The organism is Maribacter antarcticus DSM 21422 (assembly GCF_000621125.1).
GTDB lineage: Bacteria > Bacteroidota > Bacteroidia > Flavobacteriales > Flavobacteriaceae > Maribacter > Maribacter antarcticus.
On record NZ_JHZC01000018.1, the window covers coordinates 62388 to 85985 of the forward strand.

A 23598-nucleotide genomic window follows, 5' to 3' on the forward strand; every position below is an offset into this window, starting at 1 on the left:
ATTAAACTATACAATTTATACTATATTCCTTCATTTTATCAATTAAATAGGAATTATCACTGAAATTAAATCAATATAAACAAAACTAACCCTTATTAACTACCTTTAATAGAAATCGATGTTTATCATGGACCGTCTTGCACAGGCTAATATTTCACTTTTTAGCGCTCAGCTGAACGACCTAATAATGAAAGCGTTTGTAAATTTTTTGGAACCGGTAAATAAACGTAAAGAGGAAAGTCCTGGATTACTATGGCGCTTAATAGACGAGGAATGGCGTTCCGCATCGTATATAGAATCACCCTTCAAAGATGAAATGATAGCTATTAATATAGGTGTATTGGAAGGCATAGCGTTTTTTAAAAACTTTGTGTATGGCACCGTTCACAGTTATTTCCTTAAGAACCAGAAAAAATGGTTAGACCTTTCGAAACCCTCTCAATTTATTATATGTGGATACCAGCAGGCGACGTACCCTCCTTGGAGCTAACCAAGGAAAAATTAGAACACTATCAAAAGTATGGGGAGACTCCTCAAGCATTTTCTATGCGCTCCCTGTTTGACGCCCAAGGCAACGCTGTTAAATTATCCGAATCATGAACTACGAAAGCAACCCCATACTAGACAAACTTCCAAAGCATCTAAAACAATACATAAAACCGCAAAATTATACTGACTATACAGCTGTGAACCAAGCGGTTTGGCGCTATGTGATGCGGAAAAATGTAGATTACCTGAGCCAAGTTGCACATGGCTCATATATGGACGGACTAAAAAAAACAGGAATTTCCATAGATAACATTCCGAACATGTACGGTATGAATCGTATCCTAAAGGATTTGGGATGGGCTGCCGTTGCAGTAGATGGCTTTATTCCGCCAGCAGCATTTATGGAGTTTCAGGCGTACAATGTGCTGGTTATTGCTTCGGATATTCGCCAGCTAGAACATATAGAATATACCCCTGCTCCGGATATTATTCACGAAGGTGCAGGACATGCACCTATCATTGCCAACCCAGAGTATGCTGAATATCTTAGGCGTTTTGGAGAAATTGGATGTAAAGCTGTGTCCAGTGCCAAGGATTTTGAACTCTACGAAGCGGTGCGTCACTTGTCTATCATTAAAGAAGCAAAAGGCACCGACCCTTTGGAAATAGAAAAAGTCGAAAAGCATATTGAAGTGCTTCAAAAAAACATGGGCGAGCCAAGCGAAATGGCGCTCCTAAGAAACCTACATTGGTGGACGGTGGAATACGGGCTAATAGGTTCGTTAGAAAATCCGAAAATATATGGAGCTGGATTGCTATCTTCCATTGGTGAAAGCGCTTGGTGTATGACAGACGAAGTTATAAAAATTCCTTATTCTATAGCGGCAGCCCATACTGCTTTTGATATTACTAAACCGCAGCCACAACTGTTCGTAACGCCAGACTTTGCTTTCCTAAATCAGGTATTAGAGGATTTCACCAATACCATGGCCCTGCGAACGGGTGGACTCCAGGGTATCCAAAAATTGATACATTCCAAAGAGCTAGCCACCATAGAACTTAGTACGGGATTACAGGTCTCGGGAAATTTCGAGTATGTTATAGCGCACGAGGGACAGCCCGTTTATTTTCAGACAGTGGGCCGATCTGCTCTAGCATTTCATGAAAAAGAATTGGTTGGACAGGATACGAACAAACACACTACCGGATTTGGCTCACCAATAGGCCGCCTAAAAGGCATCAACATTGCCATTGAGGAAATGAGTCCGAGAGACTTAAAGGCGTACAATATTTACGAAGGAGAAGTTATTTCCTTAGATTTTATAGGTGACATCAATGTAAGTGGAAAAATAATTACGGGGACGAGAAACCTACAAGGACAAATCATTCTCATCACTCTTGAGAACTGTTCCGTTACACATAAGGGAAAAATACTGTTTGAATCAAATTTGGAACCGTACAATATGGTTATTGGAGAGCACATCGTCTCTGCTTATAACGGCCCCGCTGATATAAACAGTTTTGATCTTTTAGACCATGAACTAAGCAAAACGATTGCTAACAAAGAGGATAACCCCGACAATCAAATAACGCTATACTACCAACAAATACGGGATTTTAGGGATGGGAAGAATACCACTATTTCAAGAAACAAGGTGTTTAAAAAAATAAAGGAGCGATTTCCCCAAGATTGGCTTTTATCCGTTGAATTATATGAATTGGCAATTACCAATGGGGATGCTGATTTCGCCTTAAATATCAAAAATTATTTAGAGCAAGTGAAGCACAATCAACCAAAACTGAGACATTTAATTGATAACGGTTTATCTTTAGTAGACAAGCCTTCAGTCACTACTGTTTAAGTTTCAACTCGCTAAAATTACCAATAGGAACATCTTCATAAACCAATACCCAGCCCATACTATTCGTCAAGATATAGAATTTTTGGAGTTCGCTCAGCAGTCTATTCTTTGCGTTTGTCTTTAGCGTTGATGTTTCTATCTTTTTAAGTAGGGAGGCTTTAACATTACGCTTTATCTGATTGTAATCTCCGGCATCAAAAGGGTTCAGGTAATCAGAAGTTACATTGTAATATTCAAAATCGGGATTCAGTTTTATCTCCGGTTCGGGAATGCTGCTTATGCGCACTTTTTTACTAACTTGATTTATTTCAAAGCTTATTTTAGATAGGTCATAGGCAATAAACACATCTGTATTTACTACCACCAAAGCCTTTTTTCTGCGGTTATCAAAGGTCCAAATAGTCCTTTGGATTCCATATAATTATAGACCTCAGTAAAATGGCCTTCAGTAACTATTAATTTAGAAACGTTATCTATTTGTTGCTGAATCAGCATAGCGTTTTCTTACAGAATTGCCTTGGCTTCCTTGTCATTAGCGCAAGTCCGAAAAACAAAAAAAACCGCTAATGCCGTTACAACACTTGTTAAAAATTTCTTCATGTAAAACTACTCGTGTTCACAAACTAAATTCCATGAACGGAAATGCTTTCTTAATATCGTCTATTTTCTGTTGAAGGGAATTATGAAATTTCTGGTACACTACACTATTCGGGTCAAAAGGTCTGTGCTGAGCACCTTTTTGTACTTCCTCTATCTTTTTCATAGTTTCTTTGATATCATCAGATATCCAAACCCCTGCAAACTTTTCCCAAACATAGTCTATGGCCAATTGATTAGGGTGTACCATATCCCTTTCGTAAAAACGGTAGTCCCGTAGCTCATCCATAATCAACTCATAGGCCGGAAAATAAAAACCCTTGACTCTAAAACAGGAAACTTCCAACAATTGATGTACTGCCGTTATTAGGTGTGATTTACTTCTTTGATTTTCAACAAAACCATCTTTAAGATGCCGTACAGGTGAAATCGTAACTATTAATTGTGCTTTTTTATTTATATTTTGAATTTGAGAAACTGTGCGCTGTAAGCTTGTAGCTACTTCCGCAACAGTTAATAACCGCTTGTCAAATTCTTTTTGGGGGACTTTATGACAGTTGGCGACGGTTTTTCCCGTTTCTTTTTTCCGGTATACCCATGCTGTACCTAAGGTAATACTAATGTGTGTTGCCTTGCTTAGGCACTCCTCCGTATGAACAAGTTGAGCGTTTAGGTTTTCTACTAGTTTTTCTTTAGACACTTCACTTAAACTGCTATGGGCATCAAAACAATGCCAACGCTCATTTAAAAAAAACAGCTCCTCTTCTCTATAGTATTCTTTTTCGATAGCCCTTGTAACCAAATTCCCAATTGCATAAGGGTGGAAAAGAATTCCGAACGGATTTTGTAGCGTTTGGAATTTGAAATATTTGAGTTTAGCGCCAATGTTTTCTGAGAAACAAGAACCTAAGAGTAACAACTGACTAGTATAGTCTATTTGATTACCTGCTTTTGTTAATGGAATTTGGGTTTGGAGTTTCATTCTATCAGTTTACAGTATGCAGTTTCAGTTGGCAGTATGGATTAAGACCAACTACAAGTTTCAGCTATTACAAATATCCCTTCGCTTGCTCCAAAGCCTCCCCTATTCCAGCTGGGTTCTTACCTCCAGCCGTAGCAAAAAATGGCTGACCACCTCCACTGCCTTGAATATGTTTACCAAGTTCGCGCACAATGGCCCCTGCGTTCAAACTTTTGGAAATTACCAATTCCTTAGAAATATAACAAGATAAAAGTGCCTTACCGTTTTGTTCGGTTCCGAAAAGTAGAAACAAATTATTCTGGTTCTTTCCCATTTCAAAAGAAAGGTCCTTAAGACCAGCAGCATCCAAATCTATCTGCTTTGCCAAAAATTGCACACCGTTTACTTCTTGGAGTTCATGAGCCATATCCCCTTTTAAGTTTTTTGCCTTTTCCTTTAATAGCTGCGCTACTTGCTTCTTTAATTCTGCGTTTTCTTGCTGAAGACTAGATACGGCTTTTATAGGGTCTTGGGCGTTCCCCAATACCTCCTTGATATCCTCTAAAGATTGGTTGCTATCGAAAAAGTATTCCTTTACGACATCACTTGTAATGGCTTCAATCCTGCGGATTCCAGCAGCAACGGCGCCTTCCGATTTCAATTTAAAATGCCAAATATCTCCCGTATTTTTCACATGTGTACCACCGCATAGTTCTACCGATTTTCCAAACTTTATTGTGCGCACGGTATCCCCATATTTTTCTCCGAACAATGCCATAGCTCCAGATACCAATGCTTCTTCCATGGGTATATTACGCTTTTCTTCTAAGGCTATTTGCCCTTCTATACGTGCGTTTACAAAACCCTCAACTTGTTCCAGCTCGTCATCTGTCATTTTGGAAAAGTGGGAAAAATCGAACCGTAGCGATTTGGGATGCACGGAGGAACCCTTTTGTTCTACATGCTTTCCCAATACTTCGCGCAGAGCTTGGTGTAATAAATGCGTTGCCGTGTGGTTGGCCTCTGTAAGCTGTCTGTGTTTGGCATCTACCACGGCCTTAAAAGTGCTCTCCAGTTTTTTAGGAAGGTTCTTAGTGAAATGTAAGATTTCGTTATTTTCTTTTTTCGTGTCGATAATGTATACCACATCGCCATCTGTAGATTCCAAATAGCCTTTGTCCCCTGTTTGACCTCCTCCTTCAGCATAAAATGGAGTAAAATTAAACACCAATTGATACTGTACGCCCTCTTTCTTGGATGTAATTTTTCTATATTTTAAAATTTTCACATCGGTCTGTAACGTATCATATCCTATAAATTCCTGTGCGTTATCATAGGCCAACACTTCCCAATCCTGCTTGGACATCTCAGACGCCGATTTGGAACGTTTTTTCTGCACTTGCATGGCCGCATCAAATCCGGCTTCATCCAAGGTATATCCTTTTTCACTTAGGATGAGTGCAGTTAAATCGATAGGAAACCCAAAGGTATCGTACAACTCAAAAGCCTTACCTCCGTCTATGGTATTGGTCTTGGCGTTGGAAATTATGACATCCAGCAGCACCAAACCTTGATCTAGAGTTTTTAAGAAGGAATGTTCCTCCTCCTTAATAACATTCTGTATCAGCTGCTTCTGTTCCTTTAATTCAGGGAATGCATCTCCCATACTTTGGGTAAGCACATTTACCAAAAGGTACATAAAAGGCTCCTTTGTATCTAAAAAAGTAAACCCATAACGAACGGCACGCCTTAAAATCCTGCGGATTACATACCCTGCTCCCGTATTACTGGGCAACTGTCCATCTGCAATGGAAAACGCCACTGCCCTAATATGATCGGCAATTACACGTATAGCAATATCAACTTCTTCATCCTTTCCATAATTGGCATTAGCAATAGTTTCTATTTCACGTATCAGAGGTATAAACACATCCGTATCGTAATTTGATTTAACGTTCTGCATGACCATACACAACCTCTCAAAACCCATTCCCGTATCTACGTGCTTCGCAGGCAAAGGCTCTAAACTACCATCTGCTTTGCGATTATACTGCATAAAAACTAAGTTCCAAATCTCTACTACTAAAGGATGGTCAGCATTTACTAAACTTGCACCCGACACCTTTTCTTTTTCTTCCTTTGAACGTATATCCACGTGGATTTCCGAACAGGGACCACACGGGCCTTGGTCTCCCATTTCCCAAAAATTATCATTTTTATTACCTAAAATAATTCGATCTTCCGGCACAATCTTACGCCATAGCTCATAAGCTTCATTATCTTTCCCTAGCTTATCAGCGTCATCACTTCCTTCAAAAACAGAAACATATAGACTCTCTTTGTCAATCTTTAAAACATCGGTCAACAATTCCCATGCCCAAGTAATGGCCTCTTCTTTAAAGTAATCTCCAAAGCTCCAGTTACCCAACATCTCGAACATCGTATGGTGGTAGGTGTCCTTCCCTACCTCTTCCAAATCATTATGTTTACCGCTTACCCTAAGGCATTTTTGCGAATCCGATACCCTTGTTGCCTTAGGTTCAGAGATTCCTAAAAAATACTCCTTAAACTGATTCATACCTGCGTTTGTAAAAAGCAAGGTGGGGTCATTTTTAATAACCATGGGGGCTGAAGGCACGATTTTGTGCTTTTTGCCTTCAAAAAATTGTAAAAATTGCTTTCGTATATCCTTGGAATTCATCTAAAATGCTAAGCTTTTACAAATTTTAACTGTTTGTAGAAAACAATTTTTATATTTGTTTGTTATGTTAAAAATACACCACAAAAATAGTATAAAATCTATTCATGTCTAAGGTAAAATACTATTACGACCCAGACACGCTATCGTATAGAAAGATAGAACCGGAAAAATCTAGACGCTACCGCAATATTGTCTTTTTCTTTTTGGGAGCATTTCTCTTAGGTTTCCTTATGTTGATTTTACTTTTAAACACCAACTTAATCAACACCCCAAGGGAACTTTCCTTGGCTCGAGAAGGGAAAAATTACGAACTTCAATTTGAGCTTCTGAATAAAAAAATGGAACAAATTGAAGATGTTCTGGTAAATATAGAAGACCGAGACAACAACATATACCGGCTCTATTTTGAAGCTAATCCTATTCCTGAAGAACAAAGACGTGCAGGTTTTGGTGGCATTAACCGTTACAAATCACTGGAGGGTTTCAATAATTCCGATATGGTCATCGCCACCACCCAACGGTTGGATATTATTAAGAAACAAATGGCCATACAATCCAAATCCTTGGATGAAATTACCAAGTTGGCAGAGGAAAAAGAAAAGCTTTTAGTGGCTATTCCGGCCATACAACCTATAAATAACGAGGATTTGAAACGAATGGCATCTGGGTACGGGTGGCGTTCAGACCCTTTTACAAAGGCAAGGAAAATGCATTATGGAATGGATTTTACCGCACCAAGAGGAACACCGATTTACGCAACAGGAGATGGCAAAATAATCAGAGCTGATAATAATTCATCTGGATATGGAAAACACATCCGAATTGATCACGGCTACGGATATTTAAGCCTCTACGCGCATCTTAGCCAATACAACGTTAAGAAGGGTAAAAAGGTAAAAAGAGGGGATTTAATCGGTTTTGTCGGTAGTACAGGACGTTCAGAAGCGCCTCATTTACACTATGAGGTATGGAAAGATAAAGACCGTATAAACCCTTTAAATTTTTACTATGGTAGTTTATCCCCAAAAGAATTTGAGAATATGTTGAAATACGCAAACCAAGAAAACCAATCCCTGGACTAATGCAAATAGATCTCCCAGAAAAAAGATATTATGGCATTGGGGAAGTTGCTCGTGCCTTTGATGTAAATACCAGCCTTATACGCTTTTGGGAAAAGGAATTTGATGTATTACAACCCAAAAAAAATGCGAAGGGAAACCGAAAGTTCACCCCGCAGGATATAAAAAATCTCCAACTTATCTATCATTTGGTAAAAGAACGTGGCTTTACGTTGGATGGCGCAAAGACACACTTAAAGGAGGAAAAACAAAAAACATTATCCAACTTTGATATCATACAGAAATTGGAAGGTGTAAAGGCGGAACTTATTAAAATCAAGAATCAACTATAGCTACGGAAACATATTTTTATATATTAGAACAAGCTAAAACTTAACAAATCATGAAAAAAGGAATTATTGCATTAATCGTACTGGGCGTTATTGCTTTTGGACTATACCAATCTAGTGTTGGGTTCAACAATACCGCAATTGCGTTGAAAGAAACTTCTACCAAAACATGGGCGAACGTAGAAAGTTCCTACCAACGAAGAAACGACCTTATTGGCAATTTGGTAAAAACCGTACAAGGCGCAGCAGATTTTGAAAGAGGAACACTAACCGATGTCATAGAAGCCCGTGCAAAAGCAACATCCGTAAGCATAGACCCTACGAACATAACACCGGAACAGCTGGCACAGTTCAATCAAGCTCAAAGCGGCTTAAGTGGAGCTTTGAGTAAACTTTTAGTTACCGTAGAGCGCTATCCAGACTTAAAAGCCAATCAGAATTTCCTAGAACTACAATCACAGTTGGAAGGCACAGAAAATAGAATCAACGTAGCACGTGACCGCTTTAATGCCACGGTAGAACCCTACAATTTTCATATCAAAAAATTCCCGAATTCCGTTTTGGCTGGTATCTTCAATTTCGATGAATTAGCTTATTTTAAATCTGAAGCCGGTTCGGAACAGGCACCTGATGTTAATTTTGATTTTGAATAAAACCCTATGTCCAGAGTGGAAGATTTTTTAAGTGTTATGGACGAACAGGAAATCGTGGAAGCGATTCTGAAAGCCGAAACCAACACATCCGGAGAAATTAGGGTCCATATAGAATCCCATACTAAACTGGACCATTATAAGCGAGCTAAGGAAGTATTTCACCTCCTTAAAATGGACAATACTAAGCAAGAGAATGGTGTGCTTTTATATGTTGCTGTAAACGATCGAAAATTCTCTATTTGTGGCGATAAGGGCATAGACAATGTGGTTCCCGAAGATTTTTGGGATACCACCAAAGATATCATTCAGTCCCACTTTAAAAAAGGAAAGTTTAAAGACGGTATTTTAGAAGGAGTGCTAAAAGCAGGTAACGAATTGGAAAAGCACTTTCCTTGGAAACATGGAGACACTAACGAATTAAGCAATGAGGTATCTAAAGGCTAGTCTTAGCTTTTTACTGTTAATGTACTTTCTCCCTAGTTGGGGACAGTTTAAAATACCCGAAAAACCAGAAATAGAAACCAGTGTTTATGACTATATAAATCTGCTATCGGTTGTTCAAAAAAATGCTCTAGAACAAAAGCTAATACGCTACTCAGACAGTACTTCTACACAAATTGTAGTCGCCATCATTGCTAGTACAGAAGGTGAAAACATCACGTATCTTGGTGCACAATGGGGTCAAAAATGGGGTATTGGCCAAGCAGGAAAAGATAATGGAGTCTTGCTAATACTGGCAAGGAACGATAGAAAAATAGCAATTAATACGGGGTACGGGGTAGAAGGGAATCTTACAGATGCCATGTCGCGACGCATCATAGAAACCGTTATCGTACCCAAATTTAAAACGGGTGATTATTATGGCGGATTGAATAACGGAGCCGACATGATTTTTAAGGTATTAAATGGTGAGTTTACAGAAGACCGTAGTGCTAAAAAAGAGGAGGGATTTCCGTTAAGATCCTTGTTCCCTTTTATTGTCTTCTTTATTATCCTGATAATACTTTCCAAGCGCAACAAGGGTGGTGGTAACGGCAACGGAGGTCGAAAGAACAAAGGATTGAATCTATTGGATATTATTATCCTAAGCAGTATGGGACGCAGCGGAGGAACCGGAGGTTTTGGAAGTGGCGGAGGATTTGGTGGTGGCGGAAGCTCTGGCGGCGGTGGATTTGGTGGTGGCTTCGGCGGAGGCGGGTTTGGCGGAGGAGGTGCATCCGGCGGATGGTAACTCAAATAGAAGAAGTTCAGGTATCAAATACAAACACAAAAATCACATTCAAACAGAATAACCAATAGTTTATTTGTAGTTATCTCATTTTGTTTATCATAACAACTACGAACTAACAAAACTTAAAATAAAAGACGCCTAATCCTTCGGGGTCTAACCATCATGCCTTAGGCCACTTACTTCTTCCGCATAAATACAGTAATAGGAACTCCAGTAAAATCAAATTCCTCCCTAATCTTATTTTCTAGATAGCGTTTGTAAGGCTCTTTCACATACTGTGGCAGGTTGCAGAAAAAAGCAAACTGGGGGTACGGTGTTGGCAATTGCGTACAAAACTTAATCTTCACATATTTACCTTTGTATGCCGGCGGTGGATAGGCCTCGATTAGCGGAAGCATAACATCATTAAACTTACGGGTTATAATTTTTTTGCTTCTATTCTTATGGACATCTACAGCCGTTTCAATAGCCTTAAAAATTCGTTGCTTCGTTAAGACCGAAACAAATAATATGGGAACATCTACAAAAGGTGATATTGCTTGCTTTATTCTTTCCGTATATTGCTTTATAGTATTGGTCTCCTTATCCTCAACCAAATCCCACTTGTTTACAAGGATTACAATACCCTTGTGATTGCGTTGCGCTAACCAAAAAATATTTTCTACCTGACCATCAAAACCTCGGGTAGCGTCCAACAACAACAAACAAACATCACAATGCTCTATGGCACGTACAGAGCGCATAACGGAATAAAACTCTAGGTCTTCCTTTACTTTAGCTTTCCTTCGTATTCCTGCCGTATCTACTAGGTTAAACTCGAAACCAAACCTATTATACTTTGTATCTATGCTATCCCTTGTGGTGCCTGCAATATCAGTTACAATATATCTATCCTCACCAATAAGCGCGTTTATAAAAGATGATTTACCTGCATTAGGCCTGCCGACTACGGCGAATCTAGGCAGTTCCGTTTGTTCTTCTTCAACTTGAGGAAGGTCTTTCACTAAAGCATCCAAAAGCTCCCCTGTTCCGCTACCGTTTATACTAGAAAGCGTATAATACTCTCCTAATCCCAAGGCGTAAAATTCTACCGCATCTTCTTGCCGCATGGCATTATCTACCTTATTAATAGCAAGGTAAACTGGCTTGTTTACCCTTCTTAATAATTTGGCGACATCCTCGTCCATTCCAGTTACGCCGGTATTTACATCTACCATAAAAATAATGGCATCTGCCTCTGCTATAGCTAGTTCTACCTGCTTATCTATCTCCTTTTCAAAAACATCATCGCTTCCTAAAACATACCCTCCGGTATCGATAATAGAAAACTCCTTGCCGTTCCAATCGCTTTTTCCGTAATGCCTATCACGCGTAACTCCGCTAGTTGCATCCACAATAGCTTCACGACGCTGAATTAGTCTATTAAAAAATGTTGACTTACCTACATTAGGTCTTCCTACAATAGCAACAATAGCTCCCATACCTCTAAATTTGGCTGCAAAGGTAATATAAACAAAAGAATATGAGTAAGTTGATGAGAAATATAAAGCTGGACTTTACTTATTATACCCAAATCGTTTTAACTGCCTACTATCGTTTCTCCAGTTCTTGTTCACTTTAACATACAGTTCTATATGTACTTGTTTGTCAAAGAATTTTTCTAAATCTTTTCTAGATTCTACACCTACTTTTTTCAGTGCAATCCCTTTATGACCTATGATGATGCCTTTTTGAGAATCACGTTCGACCATGATAACGGAACGGATACGTATAATTTCCTCGTCCTCAAAAAACTCTTCGGTCTCTACCTCAACAGCATAAGGAATTTCCTTCTTGTAGTATAATAATATTTTCTCTCGAATAGTCTCGTTCACGAAAAAACGCTCTGGCTTATCCGTTAATTGGTCCTTTGGATAGTACGGTGGCGAGACGGGCAACAATTCCAAAATACGTTCGAACACACCTTTAATATTAAAGTTTTGCAGCGCCGATATTGGATGAATTTCTACCGTGGGTAATTCCTCCTGCCAATACTGTACTTGCTCTTCCAAAAGTTCCTGGGTGGCGGTATCTACCTTGTTCAACAGTAATAAAACTGGAATTTTCGAATTCTTTATTTTATCGAAGAAGCGTTCGTCTTTTAGCGCCTTCTCCCCTATTTCAACCATATATAACAATACATCTGCATCCTCAAAAGCCGACTTCACAAAATCCATCATGGAGGCTTGCAAGTCATAGGCTGGTTTAATAATCCCTGGGGTATCCGATAAAATCATCTGAAAATCGTCTCCGTTTACGATACCTAAAATACGGTGCCGTGTTGTCTGGGCCTTAGACGTAATTATGGATAATTTTTCACCCACAAAAGCATTCATTAAGGTTGATTTTCCCACGTTGGGATTACCGATGATATTTACAAAACCTGCTTTATGATCTTTCATGCTTCACTTTTAGGAAATAGACTTTCATTGCGGCATTGACCCTTGGTGCTAGATACAACACCGCTATCATATTAGGAATAACCATGAGTGCAAATGATAAATCTATTAAATTAATCACTAAATCTACAGATGCTACCGCTGCAAAAGTAATACTACCCACGTAAATGAAATTATAAAACTTCCCAATTTTCGCATTAGTAAGAAAAGAAAGGCATTTAGTACCGTAATACGAATAGGTAAATAAGGTAGACAAGGCAAAAGCACTCACCACAACCATTAACAAAATACTACCATAAGGAATAGAGCTTTCAAAGGCATTTAGAGTCATCGCGATTCCGTTAGTTTCAGTTTCTAAATGCGCACCGCTGATGATGATAACCACCGCTGTTAACGAGCACACTATAATGGTATCGATAAAAGGACCTAACATGGCTACCAAACCTTCTTGAATAGGTTCCTTTGTTTTAGACTGTCCGTGGAACATAGGTGCTGTACCTATACCAGATTCATTTGAAAAAACAGCTCGTCGTATTCCAATAATAATTAAACCCCATAAACCGCCGGCAACCATTGTCTTGACGTTAAATGCTTCGGTAAAAATTAATTTAAAAGAAGGTAGTATTTCGGATACATTGGTTAACAGGATATACACGACGGCTAATAAGTACACCAGAACCATAAATGGGACTATAGCAGTAGCCACTTTTGCTATTTTTTTTAGTCCCCCAAAAATTACAAATGATGTTATGATGGATAGCACAAAACCTATTACTAATTTCCATTGAAAATCGCCTAAAACCACAAAAGCTTCATCTGGTTTTATAACTGTCATCAAGGTTTGCGTAAACTGATTGGTGGTAAACGCAGGCAATACACCAAACAAACCAGCAATACAAAAGAAAATAGCGAGCGGTTTTGCTTTATTCCCCATCCCTTTGGTAATATAATACATGGGGCCACCTTGCAGCGCTCCTTCAGAATCTTCACCACGGAACATAATGGATAAGCTACAAGAGTAGAATTTGATACTCATCCCGATTATCGCGGTAATCCATATCCAAAAAACAACCCCTGGTCCTCCCAGATAAATAGCAATCGCAACGCCTGCAATATTCCCCATTCCCACCGTTGCGGCAACGGCAGAAGAAAGGGCTTGCAAATGGCTTACTTCACCTGGATCACTAGGGTCATCATATTTACCCGCTGTAATACGTAGCGCATGTTTAAAATAGCGATAGGGTAATAATTTAGAGTAAAAGACCAAAAACAAGCCACCACCAATAATTAAAAAAAGCATAACCCATTCTGTATAGGGCAATACGCTTGACAAGAATTCATTAATTAGTTCCATGTTCAAATTAAAAAACAAGTTAAACCTGGTAATTTAGGTATTTTTAAATGGATGACTTTCAAAACATTTATCAAATTAAGTTTTGATAGTATCGAAAAAGCATTGTATCTTTGCAGTCCGAAAATGTTCAGTCAGCCTAATGAACTGAAGGCGTAAAAGCTAAGACGAATATTTTTGATATCCATATCGCGGGATAGAGCAGTAGGTAGCTCGTCGGGCTCATAACCCGAAGGTCACTGGTTCGAGTCCAGTTCCCGCTACTAGCAAAAAGGCTTCCAATTTCTTGGAAGCTTTTTTTTATTCAAGAGGTAAAACAAAGTAGAAGTTTTAAAGCCTGTCAATCAAAACTTACCATCGCTAACCAATTCTCCTTAAAGCTTCTTAAATAGATCGATTTTGCCAATTGCCTTTTCCATTTTTAATAAGGCAACCTAGGAATTTGTGGATGCATTAGTTGGAGAATTAAACCTAGAATTCAAATATCAATGGACGGCAAAGGAAGAGCCTTGGATAATAGTTATAATGGACGCTTCTGGAAATCCATTACGTATGAAAAATCTATCTGAACCCGCCTAATGGAGGTCTTGACCTATATCAAATGGTCAATGAATATATTGAGTTCTATAACACAAAAAGAAGGCGCACTAAAATCGGAAAAGTACCACCAGATTAACTTTATGGTGCTAACAAAATAGCATCATAATAAACTAAATAATACCTTTTAAACTGTCCTACAAATTGGGAGTATTGTAGTTCGTACGATACCAATCACTGGTCAACTCCCATACGCTAAACTTCTTTTTTTATAGTTGTATCCTAATCTTAAAAAATCTCGTTGATTTTAAAGAATGGCACGGTGATAACACCGTGCCATTCTCAATTAATAAAACTAGCTTAACAATTTACTGTCATTAGTACTATAGGATTTTCTTCCTTCTCATATTTTAATCTTATAATTAGATTTAAAACTATCATTTGCCGCTAACTTTAAAATTCCTTCTTTTAGTTTAATATTTTGATTAGTGCTATTAACATCTGGCAGACCATACCAGGTTTGTGATACACTCATCTTTAAAAGAAGTAAGCCACTATAACTAGGTTTACCTGTGATGCTTTTTCCTTTAGTGTAGTGGGTTTTTAAAACAGTTATTACGGGATGCCAATCTAAAAGGGTACTCATTTGTGTAAAAAAGGTGTGCTTTATCTTGCGAGAACGCATATCACAAATGCTATCGGCTAAAGTCAGATGTGTTGCTAATTCCCTATATAAAAGATACGGAATCTATACAATATATCCAATGCCGTGCAAGGATCTCAGAGGGTATTAGAGGGTGTTATTGTAGTTGAAATAGGGTGTTGTACTTTACTATTAACTAAAGGTAGGTTCTGTAAAGCGTGTAGATAACATTTCCCAAGATTTAAATAAAGGCGGGATTCCTTAACATAGAATCAATTTGTAAAACATATGTTTGTTTCCCATTTGAGCTCGTAACCTGTGGTTACGAAAATTGCTAATCCTTTTCATTAATGAGAATTTTTAAATTCGATAGTAAAAAATACGGTTTTGAGCTAATGATGGATCTCCATAGGTTCGAGACTAATCCCAATTTGGATTTTGAACCAGAACCGCACACGATAGACTTCTATGAAATCATGTTTCTAGAGGAGAGTAAAGGCGTAATCGAACTTAACGATTATAAAACTAAGCTCAGACCAATGACCATTCTCTTTGCGTCTCCCCATCAAAAAAAGAGAAATAATATTACCAATGCTAGGGGATTCCACTTGGTATTCAAAGACGATTTTTTGGCCAACTTTTTCTCAGATAAATTGTTTGTACACAGATTGCAATATTTTTATAATGCTACTAAACCTCAATATTTTCAGATAGCTCCGTCGGAATATGAGCTTATCAAGCGTTGCTTGAACGAAATAAATACCGAAATAGAAAACTACACTTCAGATAGTAAACATATCATTCGTTCGCTACTGTATTTTGTATTATCCAAATTGAACCGTTTGTATTCCAAACAGTATGGGTTGTCTACAGATACCCAAGGAAATACGGAGATTTATACATTTAAGGAGGCCCTCGAAAATAATATCAGAAGCATGCATAAAGTAGACGCTTATGCTTCCCTTTTGAATGTTGACCGTAATAAATTGAATAGAATCTTAAAGTCCTATAACGGGTTGACAGCACAACAAATCATACACCATAGATTACTACAGGAAATTAAAACGGAGCTGTTATATACCGATCAAACAATTTCTGAGATTGCTAATACGCTGAATTTTAGCGAAGCGAACAATCTCTCCCGATTCTTCGTAAAACTAGCAGATATATCGCCTTCAGATTTCAGAAAAGCAAAATGATACTAAACGGCACGAATATGATAGGTAACCAATAGCATTTCTAATCGACTTTTGTAGAAAATAGAAAAACTATGAAACAAAGGTTCATTTTGATTATCTGCTTATTTATCGGTATTCTGTCGTTTGGGCAAGCCGCAAAAGAAATCCAATTTACTTCGGATAAATGGGAGTTTTCACAAAATGCCACGTATGAGTTCAAAAAAGTTGATGGGCACCAGTCGCTAAGTTTGGACGGGAGAGCGACCCTAAAAGATTTCTCATTTACAAATGGAAGTATTCAAGTCGCTGTTTACGCAAAAGAGGCTCGGAGTTTTGCAGGTATTTTTTTTAGGCAGCAGGCAGGAAACGGAGATGAGATATATATGAGAATGCATAAAAGCGGGAAGCCCGATGCACTGCAGTATACCCCAATATTCAATGGAGAAAGTAACTGGCAATTGTATAAGGAGCATCAGGCCAATGTTACGTTTGAGAACGCTGGATGGAATATACTCAGAGTTGAAGTACTCAATTATACGGCCCGTATTTTTGTAAATGAGGAGTTGGTGTTAGAGGTACTAAAACTAAAATCAGAAAATGGTAAAGGCAGCATTGGTCTTTGGACACTTTTTGGGAATGTTTTTTCTCAGATGACCGTAAGTTCAGAAACGAGTAAGAACAGCAAGGTTTTATATCCTAAAAAAACGCAAAAGGGATTGATCACCGCTTGGGAACTTTCAGAACCCCATCGATATGAAAGCGATAAGGTATTGCATCACGTAGATTTTTCAAGTGAAGAATATAGGTTAGCTGCTACCGAATCATCAGGCCTGTTACCCATAAGCAAATATGTAATCAAACCCTCGCAAGGCAATTTTGAAAGGAATCAAGAGGATTATGTTATTGCAAAACTGATAATAGCATCTGACAAAGCACAGTCTAAAAAATTATATTTTGATTTTAGTGACAAAATTCTAGTGTACCTCAACGGGGAAGAAATTTTTAAGGACGACAACTCATTTCGTAGCAAGGGCAACAGCTACCAAGGGCATTTATCCATAGAACGGAATAGTATAGAACTTCCATTAAACATGGGTATTAACATCATCCACGCCGTAGTCTTGGAGAAAGCAAATGGATGGGGATTAATTGGAAAATTTGAAAACATGAAGGGTATTTCGATGAATCTATAAAGCGCAAAATCGGAAATGGTAAACTAATAAAACTAGTTTAAGGTGAACCCAAAAAAGCCGTATTTCTTCTTTTACTGAAATCTTAACTAGTTTTGGGAATTTTATAAAATATGGTATTAGAAGTCATTATTTCTTCCATGTCTTACTTAAAAATTAGTTTTTGGTATTCAAATGGATAAAAAATAACTATTTGTGAAATTTTTAGCGGGTATACTATGGGTTGTTAGACTCTTTACAAAATGTACATTTTGTAAAGAGTTTAGATAATATCAAAAAAAATAAAATTAGTTTTTTTTTAGAAAGTATAACTATGAGCAGTAGTGACCCATAGGGTGCTATTACATATAGGTTTTGCTGTGGGTATGTGCTTTTTTATTCTTTCTTTCCGATTGGGAATAATCCATACCTGACATTTCCCCTATTTTTAGTAAAGTGGATGTGTAAGCTCCCCCTAAAACCGAACTGTTTAAAAGTTGAATAATAATTTTAATTTTAAGTAGTATTATGAGAAAGAGTAAATTTTCACCCACACAGATTGCGAAGATTTTAAAGGAGTTCGACAATGGTAAAAGTGTTGATTAGATTAGTCGCGAACATGGCGTAAGTTCCGCTGCTTTTTACAAGTGGCGTTCCAAGTTCGCCGGAATGAACTCCAAGGAACTCAAACGGCTCAAAGAGCTTGAGGAGGAGAACCGCAAGCTCAAGAAGATGTACGAGACCCTTGCACTCGATCATCAAATGGCAGAGGAGATCATCGAAAAAAGCTCTGAAGCCCTGTCGCAAGAGAAGTATAACCAAGGAACGTATTCATTACGGTATCAACAGGGCGTGCCGTGTCCTCAATATGAGTAAGAGCGTTTATTACTACAGAGCATTACCTAAAGATGATAGTGAGATAGAACTGGCATTATGGGAAAAGGCTAAAAAACACTCAGAGGAAGGTTTTTGGAAAGCTTATAATCGTCTACGTTACGAAGGGATGCTGTGGAATCATAAGCGGGTTCATAGAGTATATGTTGCACTCGGACTTCCTTTGAGAAGAAAGGCCAAGAAACGACTTCCTGCGCGCGTGCAAGAACCTTTGGAGGTACCCGAAGGATTGAACCAAACTTGGAGTATTGATTCCGTTACCGATGTATTGGAGAACCAAAGGCGCTTCAGATCATTTAATGTTATTGATGATTACAACAGGGAGGCATTACATATCGAAGTGGATTTTTCCCTTACCAGTAACCGGGTAGTCTGGGTATTGAACCATTTGATTAACCGGAGGAAGGAACCTAAGAAAATACGTATGGACAATGGTCCGGAGTTTATCGCCCATCTTACGGCAGAATGAAGCCAAATGCACAATATAGAATTTAAGTACATACAACCGGGCAAGCCGACTCAGAATGCATTTATAGAGCGATTCAACGGAAGTTATCGACGCGGGGTACTCGACAAATATATCTTTGAAAACCTGAATCAAGTAAGGGAACAGAGCCGAATCTGGATGGTCGACTACAACAACGAAAGACCACACGATGCACTAGGGAAAATCCCACCGATAGCGTATGCAAAACTCAATTCTTCCAAGGCAAGCCCCGGAGGAATTGAAAACAATAAATTTGATGTAATTTTGGAAAAATAAACAGTTCTATTTAGGGGAAGCTTACAGAATTCAGAGGCGCCTTAAAACTCTATAATTTTGCTGAAGAGGAAACCAGCACCATAACGCAATTAGACCTTTTTATGGTAACGAGGACGGACTTTTGGGCCTGCGCTGACCCTAATTAGAAGGAAAATAACTGAATCTATCTTTTTTATTCAAAGGCCGGGGACATTTCACAACAGCACATCTCTAAATTCGATTTTATAGTCAATGAACTCATTCTGGATTCGGAAAATTTTTTATTGACCACACCTACGGACTGCCACTGTTGCTATAGTGGAGGTGCCTTGGAATTTGGTCCTGATGGCAATCTTTTCATTGCCGTAGGGGACAATACAAAACCGTTTGAATCTTCGGGCTTTGCCCCAATAGATGAACGGAAAGGCAGAAAAATATGGGACAGCAGGCCTAAATGAAACGCACTAAATTTAAAATTAAATCAAAAATACTTTTCTTAGCTGCAACAATAATAAGTCTTTGTTTGTCTCGCTTTGATTGGTCGAAATACAAAACGAAAAAGGAAGCCGTAAAAATGCACACATTACTTGATTATGAAGGGTATTTGCGCACTTATGTGAATAATACTGATGGAAAAACAGCCGATAATAAAAGTGCTTACGACACTCCCCTATCTAAAGGGAGTGTTATTGTTGCGGATAGATTTTATAATGACTGTGCTATCTTAAATGTTTGGGACAGCAACCAAGTGTATTTTGTGGTTAAACATAAATCTAAAATAAAGTACAACACCATTAAAGAATTGGCATTACCAGAGCAAAGACACCAACACGTCTTAAAGAATAAAATCATTGAGCTTACGACAATATAACAAGGAAAAATATACTAAAAAATGCAGTATAGTCGCCTTATGGGATGATAAAAACCAGCAAACCATTGAAGTTATTACCAATCAAATGTCTTGGACAGCAAACACCATAACAGAGCTGTGCAAAGCTAGATAGGAGGTTGAAATCTTCCTTAGAGATATCAAAAGCAACTACACATTACATATTTCATTGGGACAAGCTATACTGTGGTGATGATACAAATTGGGACCGTATTTATAACTATTCTAATCCTAAAAGCATTAATAACTTAGGCCAAACATTCTTGGTATTTATCAAAGTTAGTAGCATTTATAAGGTTAAATCTCTTTGTAAAAGTAGAGTTACATAAATGACTTGATAATCCATTTGTCAAAGAACAACCACCATCAAATTTATAGGTACAAGGCGTCCTTTTTTAAAAATCAATACGTATATTTCATTAAGCCATTAAAATGAATATCTTTTAAGGACCCTAAATTTATTTAGGACAGGATTGGTTTAAAGCTTATTAAAGTAGTCGATTTACTTTTTCTAATTACTATATGGTTACTTTAGGCAGTCCTCGCTAGATAATATGATTTTCTTTGGGGTTTTAATAGCGTAGGTTCCGGTAGGCAATATGCTTTTCTCATGTAGGCTCTTAAAGGAAATATAAATTTAGTATTCGGGAAGCCAATCATACTAATTGGGGCAAGGAAGATTTAAAACCATACATTGATTATATACTTGACAGTTTTGGTTTTGACAGGATGTTATTTGTTAGGGACTAGCCAGTTATTTTACAATCCTCTGATTATAGAACATGGGCGGGTGCTTTGGTGAGATCACTCAGGGCGTTCCGAAGCTTATACAGAGATAATACGTTATCATTTATAAATTATAAAGAAATAATGAAAAATATCAAAGTAGTGAAAATTATTTTCCTTCTATTTTCAATATGCTATTTCTCATGTGCAGAAGAGGACCATGAAATAGAACTCTTAGAATTAAAATGCGAATATTTAAAGAATCCAATTGGGATTGATGTGCTTTCACCTCGGTTAAGCTGGAAAATTAAAACCACTTCGGATGATATTATCAACCAAGAACAAGTAGCTTATCAAATTTTAGTAGCTACCTCTCCCGAAAAATTATCAGAAGTTGATGCGGACCTATGGAATACTGGCCAAATAATTTCGGACTCCAACAAACAGATTACTTATCAAGGAACGGAATTAAACAGTAAACAAAAATGTTATTGGAAAGTAAAAATCTGGAATAACGAAAGCAATTATACGGCTTGGAGTGAAGTGGCAAAATGGAGTATGGGTCTTCTCGAAGATTCTGATTGGAGTGCGGAATGGATAGGTAATAAACCTGATTTGGCCCAAAAAGGGTACAAGGATTACCTTACCGACTACCGTTCCAAAAATGCGGTACCTAAAACCATTCTTCCTGTACCACCATCTTCCCCAATGCTTAGGAAACGCTTCAGTGTGACTAAAGAAGTTAGTGACGCGATGTTATATGTTAGTGCATTAGGGTACTATGAAATTGGGCTCAATGGCAACAAGGTTGGGAATCATGTGCTGTCTCCTGAATGGACAGATTATAACAAGCGGGTACAATATCAGACCTATGATGTAACCCAAAATCTTGAAAATGGGGAAAACGTACTATTTGCAATTTTAGGAGATGGCTGGTATTTGGGGATGTTGGGTCCAACAAAATGGCATACAGATTATCCTAGGAGAGGGGTCTATGGGAATGACCGGAGATTGATAGCGCAATTAGTCATCAATTATAGGGATGGAACCAAAGAGGTTATTGACACCGATGAGTCTTGGAAAATAAATAGTGATGGGTATATAATTTCCGCCGATAACTTTTTGGGACAGAAAATCGATGCCAGGAAAATTCCGTCTGGTTGGAGGAACATTAAATTTGATGATGTTTCATGGACAAATGCCTTTGTTGATTCCAGTTTACAGAAAAATTTGGAGGCACAAAAAAATGAGCCTATACGTGTTTATAAAGAATTTGAGCCAGTTGAGATAATGGAAATAGGGGATATTTTTATTGTAGATTTTGGTCAGAATTTGACCGGTTGGACAAAGCTTGAAATTCAAGGTAATAGGGGGGCATCCCTAAAAATAAGACATGGCGAAATGCTTAATGAAGATGGTACACTTTATACTGCAAATTTAGCAGCTGCCATACAAGAGGATGATTATATCCTCTCAGGGAAGCAGGATGTGTTCGAGCCTTCTTTTACGTATCATGGATTTAGATTTATAGAAGTGTCAGGGTTAAATCAGGCACTTGATAAAGAAATGATTTCGGCATTGGCAATTGGGTCAGACCCGGAAATTACGGGTGTATTTGAGTGTTCGAACCCTAAATTGAACCAATTATGGCACAATATAGTATGGACACAGCGCAATAATATGACCAGTGTGCCAACTGATTGTCCACAACGTGATGAAAGAATGGGGTGGATGGGGGATGCACAGGTGTTTTGCCAAACCAGTATGTTCAGTATGGATATGGCCGCTTTTTATACAAAGTGGATAAAAGATATTCGTGATGCCCAATCTGAAAGGGGAACATTTCCTGATATTGCCCCACATACCAACAAACCGGATATTCGTTTCAGTAATGCTCCTGCTTGGGCCGATGCCGGGGTCATCATTCCTTGGAGAATGTATCAGAATTATGGTGATAAAGAGATTCTAATTGGGCATTACGATGCCATGAAAAGATATTTGGAAAACATTAAAAGTCAAAATCCTGATCATATATGGCTGAATGATGTAGGTAACAATTATGGAGATTGGTTAAATGCTAATACAATAGACGCGAAAGGATATTCCAATGAGAGAGGGGAAGTTCCGAAAGATGTATTTGCAACCGCATTTTATGCAAATTCTGTAAAACTTTTTACCAAGATAGCGGTAGTTTTGGACAAAAAGGAGGATGCCAAAACCTATCAAGTGTTATATGAAAATATTCGCAAAAAATTCAATGAGGCATTTGTGGATAAGAACGTTAGGATAAAGGGAAATACCCAATCGGCCTATGCCTTGGCACTTAATTTTGACCTGCTGCCCAAGGAGAAGCAAACATTCGCTTTTGAACATCTTATTGAATGCATTGAAGAATATGATTACCGTATTTCTACTGGCTTTGTAACAACCATTATGCTGATGAAGGAGTTGGTAAGGCGGGGAAGAGTTGATATTGCATACAATCTCATAGAGTCGGAGAGGTTTCCTTCTTGGATTTATTCTATTGATCAAGGTGCCACGACGATATGGGAAAGGTGGGATGGTTATGTGAAAGGAAGAGGATTTCAGAATCCCGGTATGAATTCATTCAATCACTATTCTATTGGTGCGGTCGGAGAGTGGATGTATAGGATTATTTTAGGAATAAATCCAAGTGAAGAACATCCAGGATTTAAACATTTTACCATTAAGCCTCAGCAAGGGGGAACCTTAACCTGGGCCAAGGGAAGTTATAAATCAATAAACGGATTGATTTCATCTGAATGGAGAAAAGATAAAAAACAATTTAAACTTGATGTAGAAATACCTATAAATACCTCAGCAACTATAATTCTTCCCGTAAATCGAAACGCCCCAATCAAATTAAATTCAAAATCGTTAGCTATTGAAATGATTAATAGCGATCACAATATGGAAAATGAAACAGCAATAGATTTAGGGTCTGGGAAATACAGTTTCGAGGTTTCATATTATGAGTAGGAAGATATTTCAGAATAATTCAAAAAGGAAATTGGATATAAAATAAATTTTTGTGGTTTAAGGTAGGGGGTATATATTGGTGGCGTTGAAGTTATAAATTTATCTCTTAGGATTACAGAAGTGAAGAAA

22 protein-coding genes, 1 tRNA gene and 1 pseudogene are annotated in these 23598 nt (G+C 38.0%); 17 read left to right on the forward strand and 7 right to left on the reverse strand.

All coding sequences use genetic code 11. The features are described from left to right. The first annotated feature begins 127 nt into the window (after positions 1-127). The 3 genes from Q360_RS23410 to Q360_RS0114200 are packed head-to-tail and all read left to right on the forward strand — an operon-like array spanning position 128 to position 2351. Positions 128-490: a DUF3291 domain-containing protein gene (locus Q360_RS23410; protein WP_027077678.1), complete on the forward strand. Its 363-nt coding sequence runs from the start codon at positions 128-130 to the stop codon at positions 488-490. Beyond that, complete coding sequence (locus Q360_RS27490) at positions 451-600, forward strand: DUF3291 domain-containing protein (RefSeq protein ID WP_394331955.1); 150 nt, start codon at positions 451-453, stop codon at positions 598-600. Before Q360_RS23410 ends, Q360_RS27490 begins: the two co-directional genes overlap by 40 nt. After that, the gene (locus Q360_RS0114200; protein WP_036196028.1) at positions 597-2351 is read left to right on the forward strand and encodes an aromatic amino acid hydroxylase; all 1755 of its coding nucleotides are present in this window, start codon (positions 597-599) and stop codon (positions 2349-2351) included. The genes Q360_RS27490 and Q360_RS0114200 overlap by 4 nt, the downstream gene beginning before the upstream one ends. Here the strand turns inward: Q360_RS0114200 and Q360_RS23415 are convergent. From Q360_RS23415 to alaS, 3 genes are all read right to left on the reverse strand, one after another. Beyond that, a complete protein-coding gene (locus Q360_RS23415; protein ID WP_316931531.1) occupies positions 2341-2715 on the reverse strand; it encodes a DUF4230 domain-containing protein in 375 nt (124 codons plus the stop codon). The genes Q360_RS0114200 and Q360_RS23415 overlap by 11 nt on opposite strands. 252 nt (positions 2716-2967) lie before the next feature. Then, complete coding sequence (locus tag Q360_RS0114210; RefSeq protein WP_027077680.1) at positions 2968-3930, reverse strand: GSCFA domain-containing protein; 963 nt, start codon at positions 3928-3930, stop codon at positions 2968-2970. A 67-nt stretch (positions 3931-3997) separates the two neighbouring features. Then, positions 3998-6610 (reverse strand): alanine--tRNA ligase, encoded by a 2613-nt coding sequence (gene alaS, locus Q360_RS0114215; protein WP_027077681.1) that lies wholly within the window; start codon positions 6608-6610, stop codon positions 3998-4000. 104 nt (positions 6611-6714) lie between these two features. On the opposite strand from alaS, the gene Q360_RS0114220 reads away from it, so the two are divergent. From Q360_RS0114220 to Q360_RS0114240, 5 genes are read left to right on the forward strand one after another with little or no spacing between them, the layout of a single operon-like run. Continuing rightward, entirely contained in the window at positions 6715-7692 is a 978-nt protein-coding gene (locus tag Q360_RS0114220) for a M23 family metallopeptidase (RefSeq protein ID WP_027077682.1), read from the forward strand. Beyond that, positions 7692-8021, forward strand: a complete 330-nt coding sequence (locus tag Q360_RS0114225) for a MerR family transcriptional regulator (protein WP_027077683.1) — start codon at positions 7692-7694, stop codon at positions 8019-8021. The genes Q360_RS0114220 and Q360_RS0114225 overlap by 1 nt, the downstream gene beginning before the upstream one ends. A gap of 50 nt (positions 8022-8071) precedes the next feature. Continuing rightward, entirely contained in the window at positions 8072-8671 is a 600-nt protein-coding gene (locus tag Q360_RS0114230; RefSeq protein ID WP_027077684.1) for a LemA family protein, read from the forward strand. Between the two features lie 6 nt (positions 8672-8677). Further along, positions 8678-9115, forward strand: coding sequence for a TPM domain-containing protein (locus Q360_RS0114235; protein ID WP_027077685.1), 438 nt, complete (start codon positions 8678-8680; stop codon positions 9113-9115). Continuing rightward, on the forward strand, positions 9096-9902 hold the full coding sequence (locus tag Q360_RS0114240; protein ID WP_027077686.1) for a TPM domain-containing protein: 807 nt from the start codon (positions 9096-9098) through the stop codon (positions 9900-9902). The genes Q360_RS0114235 and Q360_RS0114240 overlap by 20 nt, the downstream gene beginning before the upstream one ends. Positions 9903-10078: 176 nt before the next feature. Here the strand turns inward: Q360_RS0114240 and der are convergent, their stop codons facing one another. From der to Q360_RS0114255, 3 genes are all read right to left on the reverse strand, one after another. Beyond that, on the reverse strand, positions 10079-11383 hold the full coding sequence (der, locus tag Q360_RS0114245) for a ribosome biogenesis GTPase Der (RefSeq protein ID WP_027077687.1): 1305 nt from the start codon (positions 11381-11383) through the stop codon (positions 10079-10081). 75 nt (positions 11384-11458) lie between these two features. Next, on the reverse strand, positions 11459-12343 hold the full coding sequence (era, locus tag Q360_RS0114250) for a GTPase Era (RefSeq protein WP_027077688.1): 885 nt from the start codon (positions 12341-12343) through the stop codon (positions 11459-11461). Then, complete coding sequence (locus tag Q360_RS0114255; protein WP_027077689.1) at positions 12330-13694, reverse strand: alanine/glycine:cation symporter family protein; 1365 nt, start codon at positions 13692-13694, stop codon at positions 12330-12332. The genes era and Q360_RS0114255 overlap by 14 nt, the downstream gene beginning before the upstream one ends. A gap of 187 nt (positions 13695-13881) precedes the next feature. Between Q360_RS0114255 and Q360_RS0114260 the strand changes: the two genes are divergently transcribed. From Q360_RS0114260 to Q360_RS27495, 3 genes are all read left to right on the forward strand, one after another. Beyond that, positions 13882-13954, forward strand: a tRNA-Met gene (locus Q360_RS0114260). A 181-nt stretch (positions 13955-14135) separates the two neighbouring features. Next, positions 14136-14270 carry a hypothetical protein gene (locus Q360_RS27000; RefSeq protein WP_262493228.1) on the forward strand — a complete coding sequence of 45 codons (135 nt, stop codon included), beginning with the start codon at positions 14136-14138 and terminating at the stop codon, positions 14268-14270. Between the two features lie 22 nt (positions 14271-14292). After that, positions 14293-14367, forward strand: a complete 75-nt coding sequence (locus Q360_RS27495; RefSeq protein ID WP_394331957.1) for an IS3 family transposase — start codon at positions 14293-14295, stop codon at positions 14365-14367. Positions 14368-14631: 264 nt separating this feature from the next. Here Q360_RS27495 and Q360_RS23420 read toward each other — a convergent pair whose 3' ends face one another. Beyond that, the gene (locus tag Q360_RS23420) at positions 14632-14874 is read right to left on the reverse strand and encodes a hypothetical protein (RefSeq protein WP_169734657.1); all 243 of its coding nucleotides are present in this window, start codon (positions 14872-14874) and stop codon (positions 14632-14634) included. Between the two features lie 347 nt (positions 14875-15221). On the opposite strand from Q360_RS23420, the gene Q360_RS0114275 reads away from it, so the two are divergent. From Q360_RS0114275 to Q360_RS23440, 6 genes and pseudogenes are all read left to right on the forward strand, one after another. Continuing rightward, on the forward strand, positions 15222-16070 hold the full coding sequence (locus tag Q360_RS0114275) for an AraC family transcriptional regulator (protein ID WP_027077690.1): 849 nt from the start codon (positions 15222-15224) through the stop codon (positions 16068-16070). 71 nt (positions 16071-16141) lie between these two features. Further along, positions 16142-17242, forward strand: a complete 1101-nt coding sequence (locus Q360_RS0114280) for a family 16 glycoside hydrolase (RefSeq protein WP_027077691.1) — start codon at positions 16142-16144, stop codon at positions 17240-17242. A 504-nt stretch (positions 17243-17746) separates the two neighbouring features. Then, a pseudogene (locus Q360_RS23430) lies at positions 17747-18875 on the forward strand (IS3 family transposase). Positions 18876-19138: 263 nt separating this feature from the next. After that, positions 19139-19312: a hypothetical protein gene (locus tag Q360_RS25895; protein WP_156950127.1), complete on the forward strand. Its 174-nt coding sequence runs from the start codon at positions 19139-19141 to the stop codon at positions 19310-19312. Then, positions 19309-19725 carry a transposase gene (locus Q360_RS24785; RefSeq protein WP_027077693.1) on the forward strand — a complete coding sequence of 139 codons (417 nt, stop codon included), beginning with the start codon at positions 19309-19311 and terminating at the stop codon, positions 19723-19725. Before Q360_RS25895 ends, Q360_RS24785 begins: the two co-directional genes overlap by 4 nt. 888 nt (positions 19726-20613) lie before the next feature. After that, positions 20614-23469 carry a glycoside hydrolase family 78 protein gene (locus Q360_RS23440; protein WP_051554741.1) on the forward strand — a complete coding sequence of 952 codons (2856 nt, stop codon included), beginning with the start codon at positions 20614-20616 and terminating at the stop codon, positions 23467-23469. Positions 23470-23598: the final 129 nt, after the last annotated feature.

Coding starts and splice junctions, on each gene's coding strand:
- Q360_RS23420 (WP_169734657.1), bottom strand. CDS start 14,874: ATGAGTACCCTTTTAGATTGGCATCCCGTAATAACTGTTTTAAAAACC.
- Q360_RS0114235 (WP_027077685.1), top strand. CDS start 8,678: ATGTCCAGAGTGGAAGATTTTTTAAGTGTTATGGACGAACAGGAAATC.
- Q360_RS24785 (WP_027077693.1), top strand. CDS start 19,309: ATGAAACGCACTAAATTTAAAATTAAATCAAAAATACTTTTCTTAGCT.
- Q360_RS0114220 (WP_027077682.1), top strand. CDS start 6,715: ATGTCTAAGGTAAAATACTATTACGACCCAGACACGCTATCGTATAGA.
- era (WP_027077688.1), bottom strand. CDS start 12,343: ATGAAAGATCATAAAGCAGGTTTTGTAAATATCATCGGTAATCCCAAC.
- Q360_RS23440 (WP_051554741.1), top strand. CDS start 20,614: ATGAAAAATATCAAAGTAGTGAAAATTATTTTCCTTCTATTTTCAATA.
- der (WP_027077687.1), bottom strand. CDS start 11,383: ATGGGAGCTATTGTTGCTATTGTAGGAAGACCTAATGTAGGTAAGTCA.
- alaS (WP_027077681.1), bottom strand. CDS start 6,610: ATGAATTCCAAGGATATACGAAAGCAATTTTTACAATTTTTTGAAGGC.
- Q360_RS27490 (WP_394331955.1), top strand. CDS start 451: ATGTGGATACCAGCAGGCGACGTACCCTCCTTGGAGCTAACCAAGGAA.
- Q360_RS0114275 (WP_027077690.1), top strand. CDS start 15,222: ATGAGAATTTTTAAATTCGATAGTAAAAAATACGGTTTTGAGCTAATG.
- Q360_RS0114240 (WP_027077686.1), top strand. CDS start 9,096: ATGAGGTATCTAAAGGCTAGTCTTAGCTTTTTACTGTTAATGTACTTT.
- Q360_RS0114255 (WP_027077689.1), bottom strand. CDS start 13,694: ATGGAACTAATTAATGAATTCTTGTCAAGCGTATTGCCCTATACAGAA.
- Q360_RS0114200 (WP_036196028.1), top strand. CDS start 597: ATGAACTACGAAAGCAACCCCATACTAGACAAACTTCCAAAGCATCTA.
- Q360_RS0114230 (WP_027077684.1), top strand. CDS start 8,072: ATGAAAAAAGGAATTATTGCATTAATCGTACTGGGCGTTATTGCTTTT.
- Q360_RS0114210 (WP_027077680.1), bottom strand. CDS start 3,930: ATGAAACTCCAAACCCAAATTCCATTAACAAAAGCAGGTAATCAAATA.
- Q360_RS0114225 (WP_027077683.1), top strand. CDS start 7,692: ATGCAAATAGATCTCCCAGAAAAAAGATATTATGGCATTGGGGAAGTT.
- Q360_RS23410 (WP_027077678.1), top strand. CDS start 128: ATGGACCGTCTTGCACAGGCTAATATTTCACTTTTTAGCGCTCAGCTG.
- Q360_RS0114280 (WP_027077691.1), top strand. CDS start 16,142: ATGAAACAAAGGTTCATTTTGATTATCTGCTTATTTATCGGTATTCTG.